At 28.5% G+C, this 16,833-nt stretch carries 18 protein-coding genes and 1 pseudogene; 3 read left to right on the top strand and 16 right to left on the bottom strand.

Features of this window, described 5'->3' with window-relative positions; genetic code table 11:
* Positions 1–7: 7 nt before the first annotated feature.
* From plsX to BN899_RS01225, 5 genes are all read right to left on the bottom strand, one after another.
* The gene (gene plsX / locus BN899_RS01245; protein ID WP_042271819.1) at positions 8–1,018 is read right to left on the bottom strand and encodes a phosphate acyltransferase PlsX; all 1,011 of its coding nucleotides are present in this window, start codon (positions 1,016–1,018) and stop codon (positions 8–10) included.
* 11 nt (positions 1,019–1,029) lie between these two features.
* On the bottom strand, positions 1,030–1,587 hold the full coding sequence (gene fapR / locus BN899_RS01240) for a transcription factor FapR (RefSeq protein ID WP_042271817.1): 558 nt from the start codon (positions 1,585–1,587) through the stop codon (positions 1,030–1,032).
* 212 nt (positions 1,588–1,799) lie between these two features.
* Complete coding sequence (gene rpmF, locus BN899_RS01235) at positions 1,800–1,976, bottom strand: 50S ribosomal protein L32 (RefSeq protein ID WP_042271813.1); 177 nt, start codon at positions 1,974–1,976, stop codon at positions 1,800–1,802.
* A 13-nt stretch (positions 1,977–1,989) separates the two neighbouring features.
* The gene (locus tag BN899_RS01230) at positions 1,990–2,517 is read right to left on the bottom strand and encodes a YceD family protein (RefSeq protein ID WP_042271810.1); all 528 of its coding nucleotides are present in this window, start codon (positions 2,515–2,517) and stop codon (positions 1,990–1,992) included.
* A gap of 189 nt (positions 2,518–2,706) precedes the next feature.
* Complete coding sequence (locus BN899_RS01225; RefSeq protein WP_042271807.1) at positions 2,707–3,903, bottom strand: acetate/propionate family kinase; 1,197 nt, start codon at positions 3,901–3,903, stop codon at positions 2,707–2,709.
* A 309-nt stretch (positions 3,904–4,212) separates the two neighbouring features.
* Here BN899_RS01225 and BN899_RS01220 point away from each other — a divergent pair, with 309 nt between their 5' ends.
* Positions 4,213–5,481 carry a nucleotidyltransferase gene (locus tag BN899_RS01220; protein WP_042271803.1) on the top strand — a complete coding sequence of 423 codons (1,269 nt, stop codon included), beginning with the start codon at positions 4,213–4,215 and terminating at the stop codon, positions 5,479–5,481.
* Positions 5,482–5,589: 108 nt separating this feature from the next.
* Positions 5,590–6,795: a nucleoside recognition domain-containing protein gene (locus BN899_RS01215; RefSeq protein ID WP_042271800.1), complete on the top strand. Its 1,206-nt coding sequence runs from the start codon at positions 5,590–5,592 to the stop codon at positions 6,793–6,795.
* A 69-nt stretch (positions 6,796–6,864) separates the two neighbouring features.
* Here the strand turns inward: BN899_RS01215 and BN899_RS01210 are convergent, their stop codons facing one another.
* The 6 genes and pseudogenes from BN899_RS01210 to BN899_RS01185 form a co-directional block, all read right to left on the bottom strand.
* The gene (locus tag BN899_RS01210; protein WP_042271797.1) at positions 6,865–7,389 is read right to left on the bottom strand and encodes a hypothetical protein; all 525 of its coding nucleotides are present in this window, start codon (positions 7,387–7,389) and stop codon (positions 6,865–6,867) included.
* The gene (gene coaD, locus BN899_RS01205; RefSeq protein ID WP_042271793.1) at positions 7,380–7,889 is read right to left on the bottom strand and encodes a pantetheine-phosphate adenylyltransferase; all 510 of its coding nucleotides are present in this window, start codon (positions 7,887–7,889) and stop codon (positions 7,380–7,382) included. Before coaD ends, BN899_RS01210 begins: the two co-directional genes overlap by 10 nt.
* A 7-nt stretch (positions 7,890–7,896) precedes the next feature.
* Positions 7,897–8,450, bottom strand: a pseudogene (gene rsmD / locus BN899_RS20735) (16S rRNA (guanine(966)-N(2))-methyltransferase RsmD).
* Between the two features lie 39 nt (positions 8,451–8,489).
* Positions 8,490–10,550, bottom strand: coding sequence for an ATP-dependent DNA helicase RecG (gene recG, locus BN899_RS01195; RefSeq protein ID WP_042271789.1), 2,061 nt, complete (start codon positions 10,548–10,550; stop codon positions 8,490–8,492).
* Positions 10,551–10,689: 139 nt separating this feature from the next.
* Positions 10,690–12,315 carry a DAK2 domain-containing protein gene (locus BN899_RS01190; protein WP_042271786.1) on the bottom strand — a complete coding sequence of 542 codons (1,626 nt, stop codon included), beginning with the start codon at positions 12,313–12,315 and terminating at the stop codon, positions 10,690–10,692.
* Between the two features lie 14 nt (positions 12,316–12,329).
* On the bottom strand, positions 12,330–12,680 hold the full coding sequence (locus tag BN899_RS01185) for an Asp23/Gls24 family envelope stress response protein (RefSeq protein ID WP_042271783.1): 351 nt from the start codon (positions 12,678–12,680) through the stop codon (positions 12,330–12,332).
* Positions 12,681–13,046: 366 nt separating this feature from the next.
* On the opposite strand from BN899_RS01185, the gene rpmB reads away from it, so the two are divergent.
* Complete coding sequence (rpmB, locus tag BN899_RS01180; protein WP_042271781.1) at positions 13,047–13,235, top strand: 50S ribosomal protein L28; 189 nt, start codon at positions 13,047–13,049, stop codon at positions 13,233–13,235.
* 235 nt (positions 13,236–13,470) lie between these two features.
* Here the strand turns inward: rpmB and BN899_RS01175 are convergent, their stop codons facing one another.
* From BN899_RS01175 to rsgA, 5 genes are all read right to left on the bottom strand, one after another.
* A complete protein-coding gene (locus tag BN899_RS01175; RefSeq protein ID WP_042271777.1) occupies positions 13,471–13,620 on the bottom strand; it encodes a hypothetical protein in 150 nt (49 codons plus the stop codon).
* 143 nt (positions 13,621–13,763) lie between these two features.
* On the bottom strand, positions 13,764–14,306 hold the full coding sequence (locus BN899_RS01170; protein ID WP_042271775.1) for a flavodoxin domain-containing protein: 543 nt from the start codon (positions 14,304–14,306) through the stop codon (positions 13,764–13,766).
* Between the two features lie 147 nt (positions 14,307–14,453).
* The gene (locus tag BN899_RS01165) at positions 14,454–15,095 is read right to left on the bottom strand and encodes a thiamine diphosphokinase (RefSeq protein ID WP_042271773.1); all 642 of its coding nucleotides are present in this window, start codon (positions 15,093–15,095) and stop codon (positions 14,454–14,456) included.
* Between the two features lie 9 nt (positions 15,096–15,104).
* Positions 15,105–15,761 (bottom strand): ribulose-phosphate 3-epimerase, encoded by a 657-nt coding sequence (gene rpe / locus BN899_RS01160; protein ID WP_042271769.1) that lies wholly within the window; start codon positions 15,759–15,761, stop codon positions 15,105–15,107.
* Position 15,762: 1 nt separating this feature from the next.
* Complete coding sequence (rsgA, locus tag BN899_RS01155; RefSeq protein ID WP_042271766.1) at positions 15,763–16,644, bottom strand: ribosome small subunit-dependent GTPase A; 882 nt, start codon at positions 16,642–16,644, stop codon at positions 15,763–15,765.
* Positions 16,645–16,833 lie beyond the last annotated feature (189 nt).

Here is a 16,833-nt window from a genome sequence, read left to right as displayed (position 1 = left end):
TATTTTATTATTCCATTTGTTTATCTTCCATATCTTTTATAAACTCTTTTATATCTTCAACAACATTTCCTTTAGCAAATTTTATTCCTTGGTTTATAGCATTTTTTATAGCTGTTGAATTTGAACTTCCATGAGCCTTTATAACTCCACCATTAACTCCAAGTAGTGGTGCACCTCCATACTCTGAATAGTCCATAAAGCTTTTTAATTTTTTAAGGTCATCTTTTATAAACATAGCTCCTATTTTTCCTTTAGTGCTACTTAATAAGGTTTCCTTTATAAGCTTCATAACAGACATCGCTACACCTTCTGCTGATTTTAGTAATATGTTTCCTGTAAATCCATCACAAACTATTATGTCTGTATAAGCATTTATAACATCTCTTGCCTCTACATTTCCAATAAAGTTTATATCTATATTTTTAAGCTCTTCATAAGCTTTCTTTACTAAGTCATTTCCTTTTCCTTCTTCTGAACCTACATTAGCTAATGCTACCTTAGGATTATCCATCCCTAAAACTTTTTTAGCATATATGTTGCTCATTGCTGCAAAGTCAACTAAGTTTCTAGGCTTACAATCTACATTTGCTCCACCATCTGCTATTATTGTCATTCCTCTTTTTGCATTTGGTAGTGCAGGGCATAAACAAGGTCTATCTATACCTTTTATTCTCCCTACTACAAATAAACCACCTGCAAGAAGTGCTCCTGTGCTTCCTGCCGATATAATTGCGTCTGCCTTGCCTTCTTTAACCATTTTAAGTGCAACAACCATAGAAGAGTCTTTTTTCGCTCTAATAGCCTTTACTGGCTTATCTTCATTTTCTATAATTTCGGTAGTATGAACTATTTCTAACTTACTTCTATCAAATTCATAATTAGAAAATTCCTTTTCTAATATTTCTTTATCTCCAGTTATTATTAGATCAACATTGTATTCTTTTATAGCATTAACTACGCCCTCTACATTAGATTTAGGTGCATTATCTCCACCCATTCCATCTATTACTATTTTCATAACTTTTCCTCCTAGTCTAATTCTTCAAATATGAATTTCCCTCTAAATATTTGTTCTTGTGCTTTATTATTAACAATAACTTTTACATAGTGCTTTTTATCAGCTTTTTTATAAATTTCAGCCTTCGCTATAAGCCTATCCTTTTGTTCTATTAATTTCAAGCATTTTACATTTGCAAACCTCATAATAACTTTTGGCGCATCTATTATGGCCATTGCTAATGAGTCTGCTAGAGAGAATATATATGTGTCTTTTAAAGTATTAGTTTTAGAGTAAAGCATGTCTTCTGTAACTTCTAACATAGATATTCCTAGTTGCCCTACAGATAAGTCAATTATTTCACCTGTAATCTCTTTAATTCCTAAAGTTTTAACTTTTGAACTTTCCGATTCAGCTATTGTCTTAACTCTTTCTCTTAATTCCGGTATATTTAGACTCATTCTATCTAATCGTATAGTCTGAATACTAACTTCAAATAACGCTGCTAATTCTTCATCCGTATAAAAAGGGTCAGCCTGTAGCATTTCAACAAGTTCTTTTTGTCTTTGGGCTTTGCTTTTCTTTTTCATATTACCTCCAAGTTTTTATAGCTGTAATTAGTACCAGCTACTAATAGTAGTATATAATATTGCATTAAATTTATCAACACTTTTATTATTATTTTTATTATTAACTTTAAATAAGAATATATTTTTATTATATCATTTATATATAAAATTTCCATTATTCGACATTTTTAAAAAAACACGTAGACTAATCTACATGTTTTTTTTAGAAGTTATTACTTAGATACAACTTCTTTACCTTTATAATATCCACAATCTGGACACACTCTATGTGGTAATTTTGGCTCATGACATTGTGGGCAACTTACAAATCCTGTTGCTTCCATTTTTGAGTTAGCTGCTCTTCTCATATCTCTCTTTGATTTAGATGTCTTACGCTTTGGTACTGCCATTTACGCCACCTCCTTAGTCATTTTTAAATATATCTTTTAATTTAGCAAAACGGGGATCTATAATCTCCTCGTCGTTCGCGATTTCATTGCAAGAGCATTCTTCTTTATTTAAGTTTGCTCCGCATCCTTGACAAAGACCTTCGCAGTCTTCATTACACAGAACTCTTGCTGGTAATTTAAAGTCTAATGTTTGTTCTATTAGATCTACAAGATTTATAGCTTGTCCATCATATATAAACGCATCATCATCTTCGAAAATGTCTTCATCAAAATTTTCTTTAACTAAAAATCCTTGTATAGAATATTCTATAGGAACTTCTACTTCTTCTAAGCATCTTGAACATTTATCAACGATTATAAAACTTACATCTACATCAAGGTATAATCCCTTATTAGTATTTGAAATTTTACCATCTACACTTATCGGAGAAGCTAGTTTATAACTTTCTTCACAATAATTAATAGTATCAACTTTTTGAGAAAAATTCAAGTCTATTTTATCAGTTTCTCTTCTAATTAATCTATCCAAACTAATTTGCATTAAATTCACCTCAATACATTACCAAATTTATTATACAAATCTAGCATTTGTTTGTCAAGTATTTTTACTTGATAGATATTTTTGGCAGTATATAAATTATTTTATAATCTAGCTACTTTTAATATTATACCACAAGACAAAACTTAAGGTAGGTTTTACCCTACCTTAAATTATTATATCCATTTATAATTATTTTACTAAAGCAACAGTATCTCTAGCTATCATTAATTCTTCGTTAGTTGGTATTAATAATATCTTAACTTTTGAATCTTCTGTAGATATTACTCTTTCTTTTCCTCTAACCTTGTTAGCTTCTGCATCTAACTTCATTCCTAAGAATTCCATGTTAGAAGCTATAGCTTCTCTTATTTCTATACCATTTTCACCAACACCAGCAGTAAATACAACAGCGTCTGCTCCGTTCATTTCTGCAGCGTAAGATCCTATGTATTTCTTAACTTTTTGAACATAAGCATCTAAAGCAACTTGAGCTTTTTCGTCACCTTTTTCAGCAGCTCCTTCTATATCTCTAAAGTCACTTGATATACCAGTCATTCCGTATACCCCAGACTTTTTATTCATTAAGTCAGATAATCCTTTAGCATCTAATCCTTCTTTTTCCATTAAGAATGGTAATATAGCAGCATCTATATCTCCACATCTAGTACCCATTATTAATCCTTCAAGTGGAGTGAATCCCATAGATGTATCTACACACTTACCACCATCAACAGCAGCTATAGAAGCTCCGTTTCCTAAGTGACAAGTTATTATCTTAACGTCTTCTATGTTCTTTCCAAGCATTGCAGCAGCTCTTTGAGATACATACTTGTGAGAAGTTCCGTGGAATCCGTATCTTCTTACACCGTACTTAGTGTATAATTCATGAGGTAATCCGTATAAGTAAGATTTTTTAGGCATAGTTTGGTGGAAAGCAGTATCGAATACTCCTACCATTGGAACACCTGGAAGTATTTCTTCACAAGCTTTTATACCCATTATGTTAGCTGGGTTGTGAAGTGGTGCTAATTCTATACACTCTTCTAATGCAGCCATAACTTCGTCAGTTATTTTAACTGAACCAGCGAATTTTTCTCCACCGTGAACAACTCTGTGTCCTACAGCTTCAACTTCACTTATTTCTTTAACTCCACCGAATTTAGCGTCAACAACACCTTCTAATACTAACTTTATAGCATCTTGATGGTTTTTCATAGGTTGTTCTATAACTAATTTACCTTCTACACCATCTTTTTCTTGCTTAAGTATAGAACCTTCTATACCTATTCTTTCAACTAATCCTATACATAAAACTTCTTCATTTGACATGTCTATTAATTGATATTTTAATGAAGAACTACCACAGTTTAATACTAATACTTTCATTAGTATACCTCCTTAAGTTTATAATTAATATGTAAAAAAACCTTCTCAGGCTTATTATTCACAAATTTTTTATCGTTGTATACATTAAACATTTCGCCATAAATAATATAACACTTTTCAATGTAAAAGTATAGTCTTTATTGTATTAATTTGTTTAATATATTTTACTTAACATAGATTATTTTTCTCCATTTGTTATAATATTATAATATAATTATTTTTTTTAATTATTTTTTAAATTATACATTAAATATAAATTTAATTTTTTTTAAATTAAAACTTATTTATATTTAACAAAGGAGATTTTTTATGAATATACTTGGACTTGTAGTTGAATACAATCCTTTTCACAATGGGCATTTATATCATCTATCTAAATCATTAGAAATAACTAATGCTACTCATAGCGTTGCTATAATGAGCGGCAACTTCTTACAAAGAGGAGAGCCTGCTTTGTTTGATAAGTATACTAGAGCAGAAGCGGCTGTTAAAAATGGTGTTGATTTGGTTATTGAGCTTCCAACTATGTTTGCTTGCCAAAGTGCAGAAATTTTTGCTCACGGGGCACTAGCTACTCTTAATTCTTTAAATTGTATCAATTCTATTTGCTTTGGTAGCGAAGAAGGAAATGTTGATATACTATATACTATTTCTAAAATATTAGTGGATGAACCTGATGAATTTAAATCTTACTTAAAAAAATATTTAGACGAAGGACTACTGTTTCCTACAGCTAGAAGTTTTGCTTTATTTGACTATATTAATAAATATAATTTAGTAGATATTTCTAAAGAAGACCTTTTATCTGTTTTAAACTCCTCTAATAACATTTTAGGACTAGAATATATAAAAAGTCTACTAAAATTAGAAAGTAATATAAAACCTTATACTATTTCTAGAATTTCTACGTCTTATAACTCAGAAAATATAGAAAGTAATATTTGTTCTGCTACTGCTATTAGAAAATCACTAAAGGATAATAATAACTTATCACTAATATCTAATGTTGTTCCAAAACCTACTTACGGCATTTTAGATAGTAAGTTAATAAATAATTTCACCCCTATGTTTGATGATAAGTACTTTGATTTATTATCTTCAATAATACTTAGAGATTATAATACACTAGATAACTATTTTGAAGTTAATGAAGGTATTGAAAATAAAATATACCAAAGTGTTTTCACTTCAAAATCCCTTTATGATTTACAACAATCTGTAAAGTCAAAAAGATATACTTTAACTAAAATTAAACGTACTCTTAATAATATCCTTCTTGGAATTACTAAAGAAGATATGAATAAGGTAAAAAATATCAATTCTATTCCTTATGTTAGGGTATTAGCCTTTAATGATAAGGGGCGCGAGATTTTAAAAGCTATAAAAAAGAATTCCGAAATAAATATAATAAATAAATTTTCAAATATATCTTTTTCTATGGATGATGATGTTTTTAAAACTTTAATACATTACGATGTAAAAGCTAGTAATATGTATAATATTATTTATTATGATAAAAACAAAAATTTACTAAAAGGTCCCATGGATTTTTATACTTCACCAATATATGTAAGATAATATTTTATATCAAAAGACTTAAGAAAATTTCAGATAATTCTCTTAAGTCTTTTTTGATTATTAAATTAATATAATAGTCATATATTCAATAACTCAATAGGTGATTTTATGAAAAAAAGTAATCTTATAACGTTTTTTACTCCTGTATCAATTGTTATACTTTTAATTTTAGGTATTATTATTTTTCCAAACGAATCTATAGTTGCAGCTAAAGAAGGGTTAAATATATGGACAACTGTTTTAATACCCTCTCTTTTACCATTTGTAATTGGTGCAAACCTAATTGTAGATTTAAAAATAGTAGATATAATAGGATTTATAATAAACCCTATAACTAAATTTATATTTAATGTTTCAGGAAAAAGTGCTCTAGTATTTGCTATATCAACTGTTTCTGGATATCCAGTTGGTTCTAAGCTAGCATCTGAACTTAGAAATAACAATGAAATATCTAAATTTGAAGCTCAAAGGTTAGTATCATTTTGCTCAACTTCTGGACCTTTATTTATAATAGGTGCAGTAGCAACAGGTATGTTTCAAAATTCATCTTTAGGATATCTTATGATGGTTTGTCACTATCTAGGCTCAATATCTGTAGGTATACTCTTTAGAAACTACGGTAAAGAGCTGCTAACTAGTTCTAAGTATCCATTAAGAAGAAATATAAAAAATGTAATTGATACTAAAGTATCAGATGGGAAGGGATTTTTCGTTTTATTTGGAAATGCAGTATTCAGTGGAATAAATACATTACTTATGGTAGGAGGATTTGTAATAGTATTTTCTGTTGTATTTAAGATATTATCTTTATTTAATATAATTTCATTAATGTCTTCTATATTATATATTCCGTTGTCATTGTTTGGTGTTACTCCGAAGCTTTGCCATGCCCTTATAAGTGGTCTGTTTGAGATGACAATAGGTTGTAGTAAAGTAGCTAGTATAATATCTACTCCTGAAGTTCTCAGAGCCTCTCTAGCTAGTTTCTTAATAGGTTTTAGTGGATTATCTATATTAGCTCAATGTTGCAACTTTTTAGCCAAAACAGATATAAATACTAATCTATACATATTAAGTAAATTTTTACACGGAATGCTAGCTGGTGTGTTTACATTTTTACTATATCCGATATTCCAATCATCATCTATTGTATCTAATTTTTCAAACATATACAATGTATTTTATAATAACCCTATATGGAATTATTATATTATTAATTACAAGACAATACTTCCTATATTTGTAATAGTATACATACTTGCAGCTCTTATAATTTTAGAAAAAACTAGTTATAAAAATAAAAAAGAAAGCTAATGCTTTCTTTTTTATTTTTAGCAACGGACCTGTCTTTCAAGGTCGTTGGCGATATGAATGAAATGAATTTTATCTATTTGGATTTAATTCAGCTTTATCTCTTGCTACTTCTTGTAATATATCTTTTAAATTATATTCTATTGTTGTAAGTACATTCTCTGCATATTCAATAGATCCTAATTTTATTTCACTAGCTATGTTTTCTGCTCTTTTTACTATTTCATTTGCTTTTTCTTCTGCTAGTGCTACTGGTTCACTAGATTCAACATATGCTTTTACAACTTCTTCTGAATTTTTCTTTAACTCTTCAATATTGTTAGTGTACTCTGCTCTTATTCTCTCCGCTTCTTTATTAGCTTGTTCTACTAATTCAGTAGCCTCTTGCTTTGCATCATTTATAAGCTTATGCCTTTCCTTATTTATCCAATCTGCTTGTTTAACTTCTTCTGGAATTAGTGTCTTTATTTCACTGATTATTCCTAATACTTCATCTTTATCTATACCACTTTTATGTGAGAAAGGTATTGAAGAAGCATTTTTTATAACACTCTCTAATTCTTCAAATAATTCCATCATTTCTAAATCTACATACATATCTTTTCTCCCCTATTAGCTTTTCTTTTTAATTCTTTCAAAACAATATCAGGTACTAAATTTTTTATATCTGCATTAAATGCTAATACTTCTTTTATTAAAGATGAACTTATAAAAGAGTATTTAGTACTTGTTGGTAATATAATTGTTTCTATGTTTGGATTTAACTCTTTGTTCATATGAGCCATTTGTAACTCATATTCAACATCTGCCCCACTTCTTATGCCTCTAACTAAAGTATCAATCCCATTGTCTCCACAATAATCTACTAAAAGACCATTAAAACTTACAACTTTGATATTACCTAAATGGCTCGTACATTCCTCAATAAGCTTAACTCTTTCGTCAAAGTTAAATAATCCTTTTTTATTAGGGTTGTAAAGAACCCCTATTTGTAGCTCATCAAATAGTTTTGATGCTCTGCAAATAACGTCTAAATGACCATTTGTTATTGGATCAAAGCTACCTGCAAAAATAGCTTTTCTTATTTTCTTTTCCATTTTATGCTTATTCCTCCGGTTTATAAAATGTTATAGTAGTATTTCCATACTTTTTATTTCTAGTTTTTTCTAATCTTCCTATATTTTCTGGAAATACATCCTTACTATCATGTTCTATAATTATTATTCCATCTTCATTTAATAAACTTGCATTATCTATTTTTTGTAATGCATCTATAAACATATTTTTATAATATGGAGGGTCCATAAATATTACATCAAATTTATTTCCTTGTATTTTTAGCTTGCTTATAGCATCTTTAAAGTCTGAATTTAAAACTATACTTTCATTTTCAACTCTAGCTTTTTTATATTAGACTTTATTATAGAAATACTTTCTTTACTTATATCTACAAAAACACATCTATTAGCACCTCTAGATAAGCACTCTATACCTAAAGAACCTGTTCCTGCAAATAAATCTAGTACATTACTTTCCATTATATATGGATTTATCATATTAAATAAAGATTCTTTGACTCTATCTGTAGTAGGTCTTACATCTTCATTTTTAGGCGTATTTAACTTTAATCCTCTTACTTTTCCTGATATTACTCTCAACAGTCTTCACCTCATTGTATATTTTAACATAATTTTAATTTAATTTAACGAAATTTCTTCTAATGAATGTTCAAATTTGTCAATTATTTCGTTTTTTATATATTTATTTTCAAAATTTTGTAATTTATGATCATTTCCTAAAATATATCTAGCCTCTTGCTGTGCTATTTTTAATATTTTCATATGTTTAAATATATTAGCTACTTTAAGCTCTGGAAGCCCATGTTGTCTCGTTCCAAAGAATTCTCCAGGGCCTCTTATTTCTAAATCCTTTTCTGAAATTTTGAATCCATCATTAGTTTCTTCCATAATTGACATTCTTTGCTTACAGACATCTGATTTTGAGGCATATATTAAAATACAATATGATTTATGACTACCTCTTCCTACCCTTCCCCTAAGCTGATGAAGCTGAGCTAGTCCAAATCTTTCAGCATTTTCTATTATCATCAAAGTTGCATTTGGAACATTTACTCCTACTTCTATAACTGTTGTTGATACTAGTATATCTATTTCTTTATTTTTAAAACTTTTCATTATAGAATCTTTTTCACTTGCTTTCATTTTTCCATGTAATAGACCTACCCTTAAGTCACTAAAGTATTCTAATTTTAATTCTTCAACAAGTTCTACTGCTGCCTTTGCTTCTATTGCTTCACTTTCTTCTACTAAAGGGCATACAATATAAACTTGTCTCCCTTTTTCAACTTCGGCTCTAACTAAAGAATTATACGCTCTATCTCTCTTCCCTTTATCAACCGCAATAGTTTCTATAGGCTGTCTACCTGGAGGAAGTTCATCTATTATAGATATATCTAAATCCCCATATAGTATAAGAGCTAGTGTTCTTGGAATTGGAGTCGCTGTCATTACAAGTATGTCTGGATTAAATCCTTTAGATGATAGCTTATTTCTTTGCCTTACTCCAAATCTATGTTGTTCATCAGTTATAACAAGTCCTAAGTTACTAAACTCAACCTTATCTTCTATTAAAGCATGGGTTCCAATTAATATATCAACTTCATTATTTTTAACTTTTTCTAATACATTTTCTTTTTGTTTTTTAGTAAGACTTCCAACCAATAGTTCAACTTTCATTCCAAACTCAGATAAAGTCTCTGTAAGAGAAATAAAGTGCTGTTCTGCAAGAATTTCAGTTGGTGCCATTAATGCACCTTGATATCCATTTAAAACACAATTAGCTAGCGCTAAAAGTGCTACTACAGTTTTACCACTACCAACATCGCCTTGAACTAATCTATTCATAAGCTTATCTGAATTCATATCTTGTGTAATTTCATTTAATGCTCTATCCTGAGCTCCAGTTAATTTAAATGGTAGAGAATTCAGTATATCTTCTAATTTTTCATTTTCTTCAAATTTTATACCACAGGCTTCGTCTACGCCATTTTTAAATATGAATAATCCCAACTGTAAAATTAAAAATTCTTCAAATACAATTCTGTAAAGAGCAATTTTTAAAGCTTCTTTACTACTTGGTGAATGGATATTTCTTATAGCATAATCTATGCTACATAGTTTATATTTTTCAATTATCCTTTGTGGTAAATATTCTTTTATTTTAAGCTCTTTATCACTTAAAACATTTTTTATTATACTTATAATTTCCTTATTAGTTACACCATATGTAAGTGGATATATAGGCATAACCTTACAAGTATTTTTAGGTGAATTTGTAAGGTGTTCTACTTCACAAGAGCTTATTTCTATAGTTTTGAACTCTTTTTTTACTTTCCCAAATACTAATATTGTATCTCCTGGTCTAAAAGTATTTTTTACATAATCTTGATTAAAAAATACTAGCTTTGCATATCCAGTTTCATCCCTTACATCAACCTTAGTTATATTCATCCCTTTTCTTGGGCTAGATGTTGATATTCCTACTATTATAACTTTTATAGTTGCTTTTTCTTCATTTTCTAATTGAATTATTTTCTTTAAATTATTTCTATCTTCAAATTGTCTTGGAAAATAGTACACTAAGTCCTTAAGTGTAAATATTCCTAACTTATTAAGTTTCTCTGCCCTTTTAGGGCCTATTCCTTTTACATATTGTACATCTTTTCTTAAATCAATCATATTTATCACCTATTACACAAAATTAGCTTATCTTAAGCCACTGCGTGGGCGCTACACTTCATGTTGCCAACACAGTTGCTAAAAAAAATCCTGTATAATCACTTTTACTAAGTATTATGATTATACAGGACTTTTTAATCTATTCAACTGATATTAAGTAATAATAAAGAGGCTGTCCTCCGTAATATAACTCTACATCTATATCTTCAAACTTTTCTTCTAATTCATCACGAAGTTTTGAAGCATCTTCTTCTGATACATCTTCTCCAAAGAATAAAGTTATTATTGCAGTATCTTCATCTACTAATTTTTCAACAAGAGCTGTAGTTATTTCATCTACCTTTTCTCCTGCAGATAGTAATGTTCCTTCTGCAATTCCTATTATATTTCCTTCTTTAACTTCAATGTCATTCATAACTGTATCTCTAACAGCATAAGTTACTTGACCTGATTTAACTAATCCAAGGGATTCCATCATAGCTTCTTCATTTTCTTCTACAGTTGCATCACCATTGAAGTTTACTAAAGCTGTAAATCCTTGTGGTGTATTTTTAGTTGGTATAACCACAATATTTTTTTCACTTATTTCTTTAGCTTGATTTGCAGCCATTATTATATTACTGTTATTTGGGAATATAAATATATTTTTAGCATTTATAGTATCTATTGCTTTTACGAAATCTTCTGTACTTGGGTTCATTGTTTGACCACCTTCTATTATGTGATCTACCCCAAAGTCTTTAAATATTTTAGCAAGCCCGTCACCCATAGATGTTGCTATAAATCCAAACTCTTTTTCTTCTACTGAAGAAGCAGTCTCAGATTGTGCATCTAAAACTATATTTTCATGCTGCACTCTCATATTTTCTATTTTTATAGTTATTAATTGACCGTATTTTAAAGCATCTTGAATTACTAGCCCGGGGTCATTAGTATGAACATGTACTTTTATTACACCTTCATCTCCAACAACAGCTAAACTATCTCCATACTTTAACATCATATCTCTTATGCCAGTATCTTCTATTTTATCGCTTTCTAATATAAACTCTGTACAATAACCGAACTTTATATCTTCAGTACTTATTGTTCCTGCTGAAGTGTTTATAGTTTGTACATTATTTGAACTTGAGTCTTTTATTTTTATAGGATTACCTTTTAGAGCCGCGTGCATTCCTTCATATATAAGAACTAGACCTTTTCCTCCAGAGTCAACTACTCCAGCTTCTTTTAAAGCTTTTAAAAGTTCTGGTGTTCTATTAAGTGATTCGTTAGCTTCTTTTATAACCATTTCTAAGAACTTTAATAGATCATTTTCTTTTCTATATGACTTTATAGCGAATTCTCCACTTTCTCTAACTACTGTCAGTATTGTACCTTCTATAGGCTTTATAACTGCCTTGTATGCAGTGTCAGAACCATTTTTAAACGCCTTTGCTAAATCTTCAGTTGATATTTTATCTTTACCTTCTATTGATTTTGCAAATCCTCTTATTATTTGTGATAATATAACTCCAGAGTTTCCTCTAGCTCCCATTAAAGAACCTTTTGATAATGCCTTGCCTATATCTGTTATATTATTATTTTCTAACTTTGACAATTCCTTCATTGCATAAGATATTGTAAGCGACATATTAGTTCCTGTGTCTCCATCTGGAACAGGAAACACATTTAGCTTGTCTACCAAATCTTTATGATTTTGAAGATTATTTGCACCAGAGACAAACATATCTCTTAAAATTTTACCGTCTATATATTGAATCATTTTCTTCCTCCTAATTACTTGACTCTAATTCCTTGCACATTAATATCTATTTTACTTACTTTTATTGACGTTAATTTCTCAACTGTATATTTTACTCTATCTATTATATTGTTTGCAACAGTAGATATATTAGTTCCATATTGTAGTATAACATAAAGCTCTATTGCTATTGTATTATCTTCAAGTTCTTCTACTAAAACACCTTTAAAGGCATTTTCACCTTTTAATAATTCTACTATACCCTTAGATTTATATGCTAAACCTACTAAACCGTAACTTTCCATAGCAGATCTATATGCTATTTGTGATATAACTTGCTTATCTATTTCTATACATCCATATTGATTCATTACTTTTGCACTCATGGTTGACCCCCTTAAGTTCATTTTTATTTTTATTTTTTCAAATATATTAAAATTTTCTATTTTTTATAGCTCATAGAAAATTATATATCCTATAATACTATAAATATGGTATAATTTAAACCTAGCCATATTATTTTGAAAATATTTTTGTAAAATGTTAGGATATTTAAATAAAGAAAATATTAGTATTTCTTTTTTAATATTTACTTTATACAAAACTATATATATAATTTTATATGATAACAGCAAATTCTTCAATATGTGTAGAGCAAATATATATTTCTGTTGCACGTTTTCAATATTTATGTTAATATAAATATGTTTTTAGTCTTTAAATAGTTATCATTTTAAGGAGGTGTACGAAAAATGGCAAAGATATGTAGCGTATGTGGTAAAGGTAAGGTTTCTGGAAACCAAGTATCACATTCAAATAGACACAGCAGAAGAACGTGGTCAGCGAACTTAAGAAGCGTTAGAGCTATAATAGATGGTACTCCTAAGAGAGTAAAAGTTTGTACTAGATGTTTACGTTCTGGTAAAGTTGAAAGAGCTTAATAATTCTTTAAAAGCCTACTAATTTTAGTAGGCCTTTTTTATGTTTTAATCTTTTTTACCACCTCTCATAAATTTTAATACAATATTTGAAATCCATTTTGGTAATTTGATTGTTACCATTTTCATAATCTATTCCCCCTGTAATTTAATTTTTAACCTATTTGTCTAGACTTTAAAGATTATTCTTAGTTTTTTTAATTATTACTAGTTATTTACCTATATAATTGCTTTTTAATTAATATAAGAATAATAATACTCCACATCCAATAAGTACAAATGCCGTAAGTGCCGTCCATATCCAATTAGGTAGTATCATAGACAGTATTACAGCAGCTCCAGTTGCTAAACATACAATCCCCAATAACCCCTTTGATTGATTTCTCATAATCGCCTCCTATGGCTTTTAAATCTATTAGTTACTTTATATAGTTAAATTTATGCAAAATATTATAAAATTAGACCTGTCCTACTTTTTAATTTAAAAATTTAATACTTTGCATAATAAAAGAAGTGCAAGATGCACTTCTTTTATTTGTTTATGCTATATACATGGTCTATTAAATTATTTATATACTTCTTATCTGATAGGTCAACTGAACTTTCAAATCCCTTTAATAAGTTTTTATCATCTTCAGTTAAATCTCTTATACCTTTTGCTTCTAAATTTTTTTTCATAAATTTCATCATAGCTTTATGTATTATACCTAGTTCTTTATAGCTAAATGCTCCTTTAAAGTGATATAAATCAATTTTATCTATTCTCTCACCTTCAAAGTTATTCTTAATAATTTTATTTCTGCATTCCTCACTATATGATTCCATTCCAACAGTAAATACTATAAGGTTTTTATTTAATAATTTTTCATAATTTTTAATTATAAAATCTACACCCTTTATTTTACCTACATATAAAGGACCTCCATATATTACAGTATTATATTTATCTAAATCCTTAGTTCTTATATCTGATAGTTCATATAAGTCAGCTCCTAATTTAAGTGCTATCCACCCTGCGTAGCGTTTTGTAGTGCCGTATTTACTTTTGTATATAACTGCTATCTTATCCCCCATAATATACCTCCTTATTTATAAACTTATAATTATAATTATATGACTAAATTCACCTTTTCCCTTTAATATTTTTAAATAAAATTCGCTTTGCTCAAATTTACTAGGTTATAAATCACATGTAAAAAAGATGGTTAAAAACCATCTTTTTTATTTATTTCTTATTATAAGTAAATTTCCTTTATTAACTTTTACACTGCATTTAGATTTTACCATAACGTTAGATATACCAAGTGGTAATGAGTACTTCATATTATAATCAGTTAAGGGATATTCTAATTCTTTAAGAGTAACACCTATTGCATCACCTTTTATAGGTATTACAGAAATTGTATCTCCCTTATTTCCATTTATAATTTTTTCTTCATCTATTGCTATATATATATCTTCTTTATCAGATATTATTTTAGTACTTATATTCATGCTTCTTACATAATAAAGTAAATTGATATTTGCAAGCATATGATCTATCCTACCACCTAATGCACCTAAAAAATCTATTTCTTTAGCGCCAAGTTGTTTTGCTAGATAAATACATAACTCTGTATCAGTTTCATTTTTCTTAGATGGAAACTTCTCAAATTTAACTCCACATTTTTTATAATAATTTACAATATCATTTGACACAGAATCTAAATCGCCTATTATATAATGTGGTTTTATTTCCATATTATAGGTATGATTAGCTCCCCCATCTGCACAAATTATATAATCATACTTATTTTCATATATTATTTTTTTTGTATTTTTATAATCTTGTATTTCTCCATTTAAAACAATACAAATTTTCATATATATTTCCTATTTAGATGCATTCTCTCTAAATAATTTAACTGTAGTAGGTATATCTTCACTATTAAATATAGCTGAACCTGCAACTATTATATTAGCTCCTGCTTTAACTACCTTGTCTACATTACTAGGTTTTATACCACCATCAACCTGTATATCCACACTTAGTCCTTTACTATCTATAAGCTCTTTTAACTCTTCTATTTTAGGTACCATACCTTCTATAAATGATTGACCTCCAAATCCTGGATTAACTGTCATTATAAGTACCATATCTACTTCAGACAATACATGTTTTATTGATTCTATTGGAGTAGCTGGATTTAGGGCAACTCCTGCTTTTATACCATAAGACTTTATATTTTGTATAGTTCTATGTAAGTGAGTACATGCTTCTTGATGAACAACTATCAAATCACATCCTGCATCTACAAAATCTTTTATATAAAGATCTGGATTTTCTATCATAAGATGTGCATCAAATACCATATTTACATCTTTTCTTAGTGATTTTACAATTCCTGGACCTAAAGTAATATTTGGTACAAAATGACCATCCATTACATCTATGTGTAAGTATTCACATCCTGCATTTTCTACCTTTTTTACGTCTTCTAATAATCTAGCAAAGTCTGCTGATAATATAGATGGTGCTAATTTAATCATTTTAGTATCTCCTTTTCCCTTGTCTTATTTCATTTAGTAATTGTATATAACTATCATATCTTTGTTTAGATATTTTACCATTTTGGGCAGCCTCTTTTATAGCACAACTAGGCTCATTTTCATGTACACATCTTGATCCAAATCTACAATTATCAAATTCATCAAACTCTATAAAATAATCCTTAAGCTCAGTTTCACTTATATCATCTAAAGTTAATGAACTAAATCCTGGAGTATCAGCAACCATAGCACCACAGTCTAACTTTAAAAGTTCTGCATGTCGTGTAGTATGCTTTCCTCTTTTTATTTTGTCACTTACTTCTCCTGTTTGTAATTTAAAATTACTATCTATTTCATTTAGTAAACTAGATTTTCCAACTCCAGATGGACCTGCAAATACTACTACATTTCCACTTAGTTCTTCTCTTATTTTATCTATATTTAGCTTAGTTTTATTACTTACAGGTATCACTTTATATCCGCTAAGTTCATACACACTTTTTAGTTCATCTAATGTATTATCATCATCTAAGTCAGCCTTTGTAAGCACTATAACTATCTCTAAATTTTCCTTTTCAGCTAAAACTATAAATCTATCTAATAAGGATAAGTTTGGCTTAGGGTTTTTTATAGCAAATACTATAAGAGCCTTATCTACATTAGCTATAGGCGGTCTTACAAGTTCTGTATCCCTTTTATCTATTTCCTCAACTACACCCTTTTTATTCTCTTCATCAACTACACTTATACCAACTCTATCTCCAACTAAAGGCGTGATTTTTTCTTTTCTAAATATACCTCTAGCTCTACATTCATAAAGCCCATTTTCTGTATCTACGTAGTAAAATCCCCCTATTCCTTTTATAATTTTTCCATTTATCATTTATTTCCTCCTTAAATTCTAACTCATATAAATATTGTATCCTATTTTTATATAATATCATAAATAAGATTAAAATTTATTATTATTTATTTGTATTAAATATAATAAATTGCTTTTATAGTATATAGCTTTTACAAAATAAAAGTTTTAATTTCATTAATAATATAAAAAAAGCTCACTTATTAAGTT

This window comes from Faecalimicrobium dakarense (assembly GCF_000499525.1).
GTDB lineage: Bacteria > Bacillota > Clostridia > Peptostreptococcales > Peptostreptococcaceae > Faecalimicrobium > Faecalimicrobium dakarense.
The sequence above is the reverse complement of the archived record's forward strand: the minus strand, read 5'-3'. Positions and strand labels throughout refer to the sequence as shown.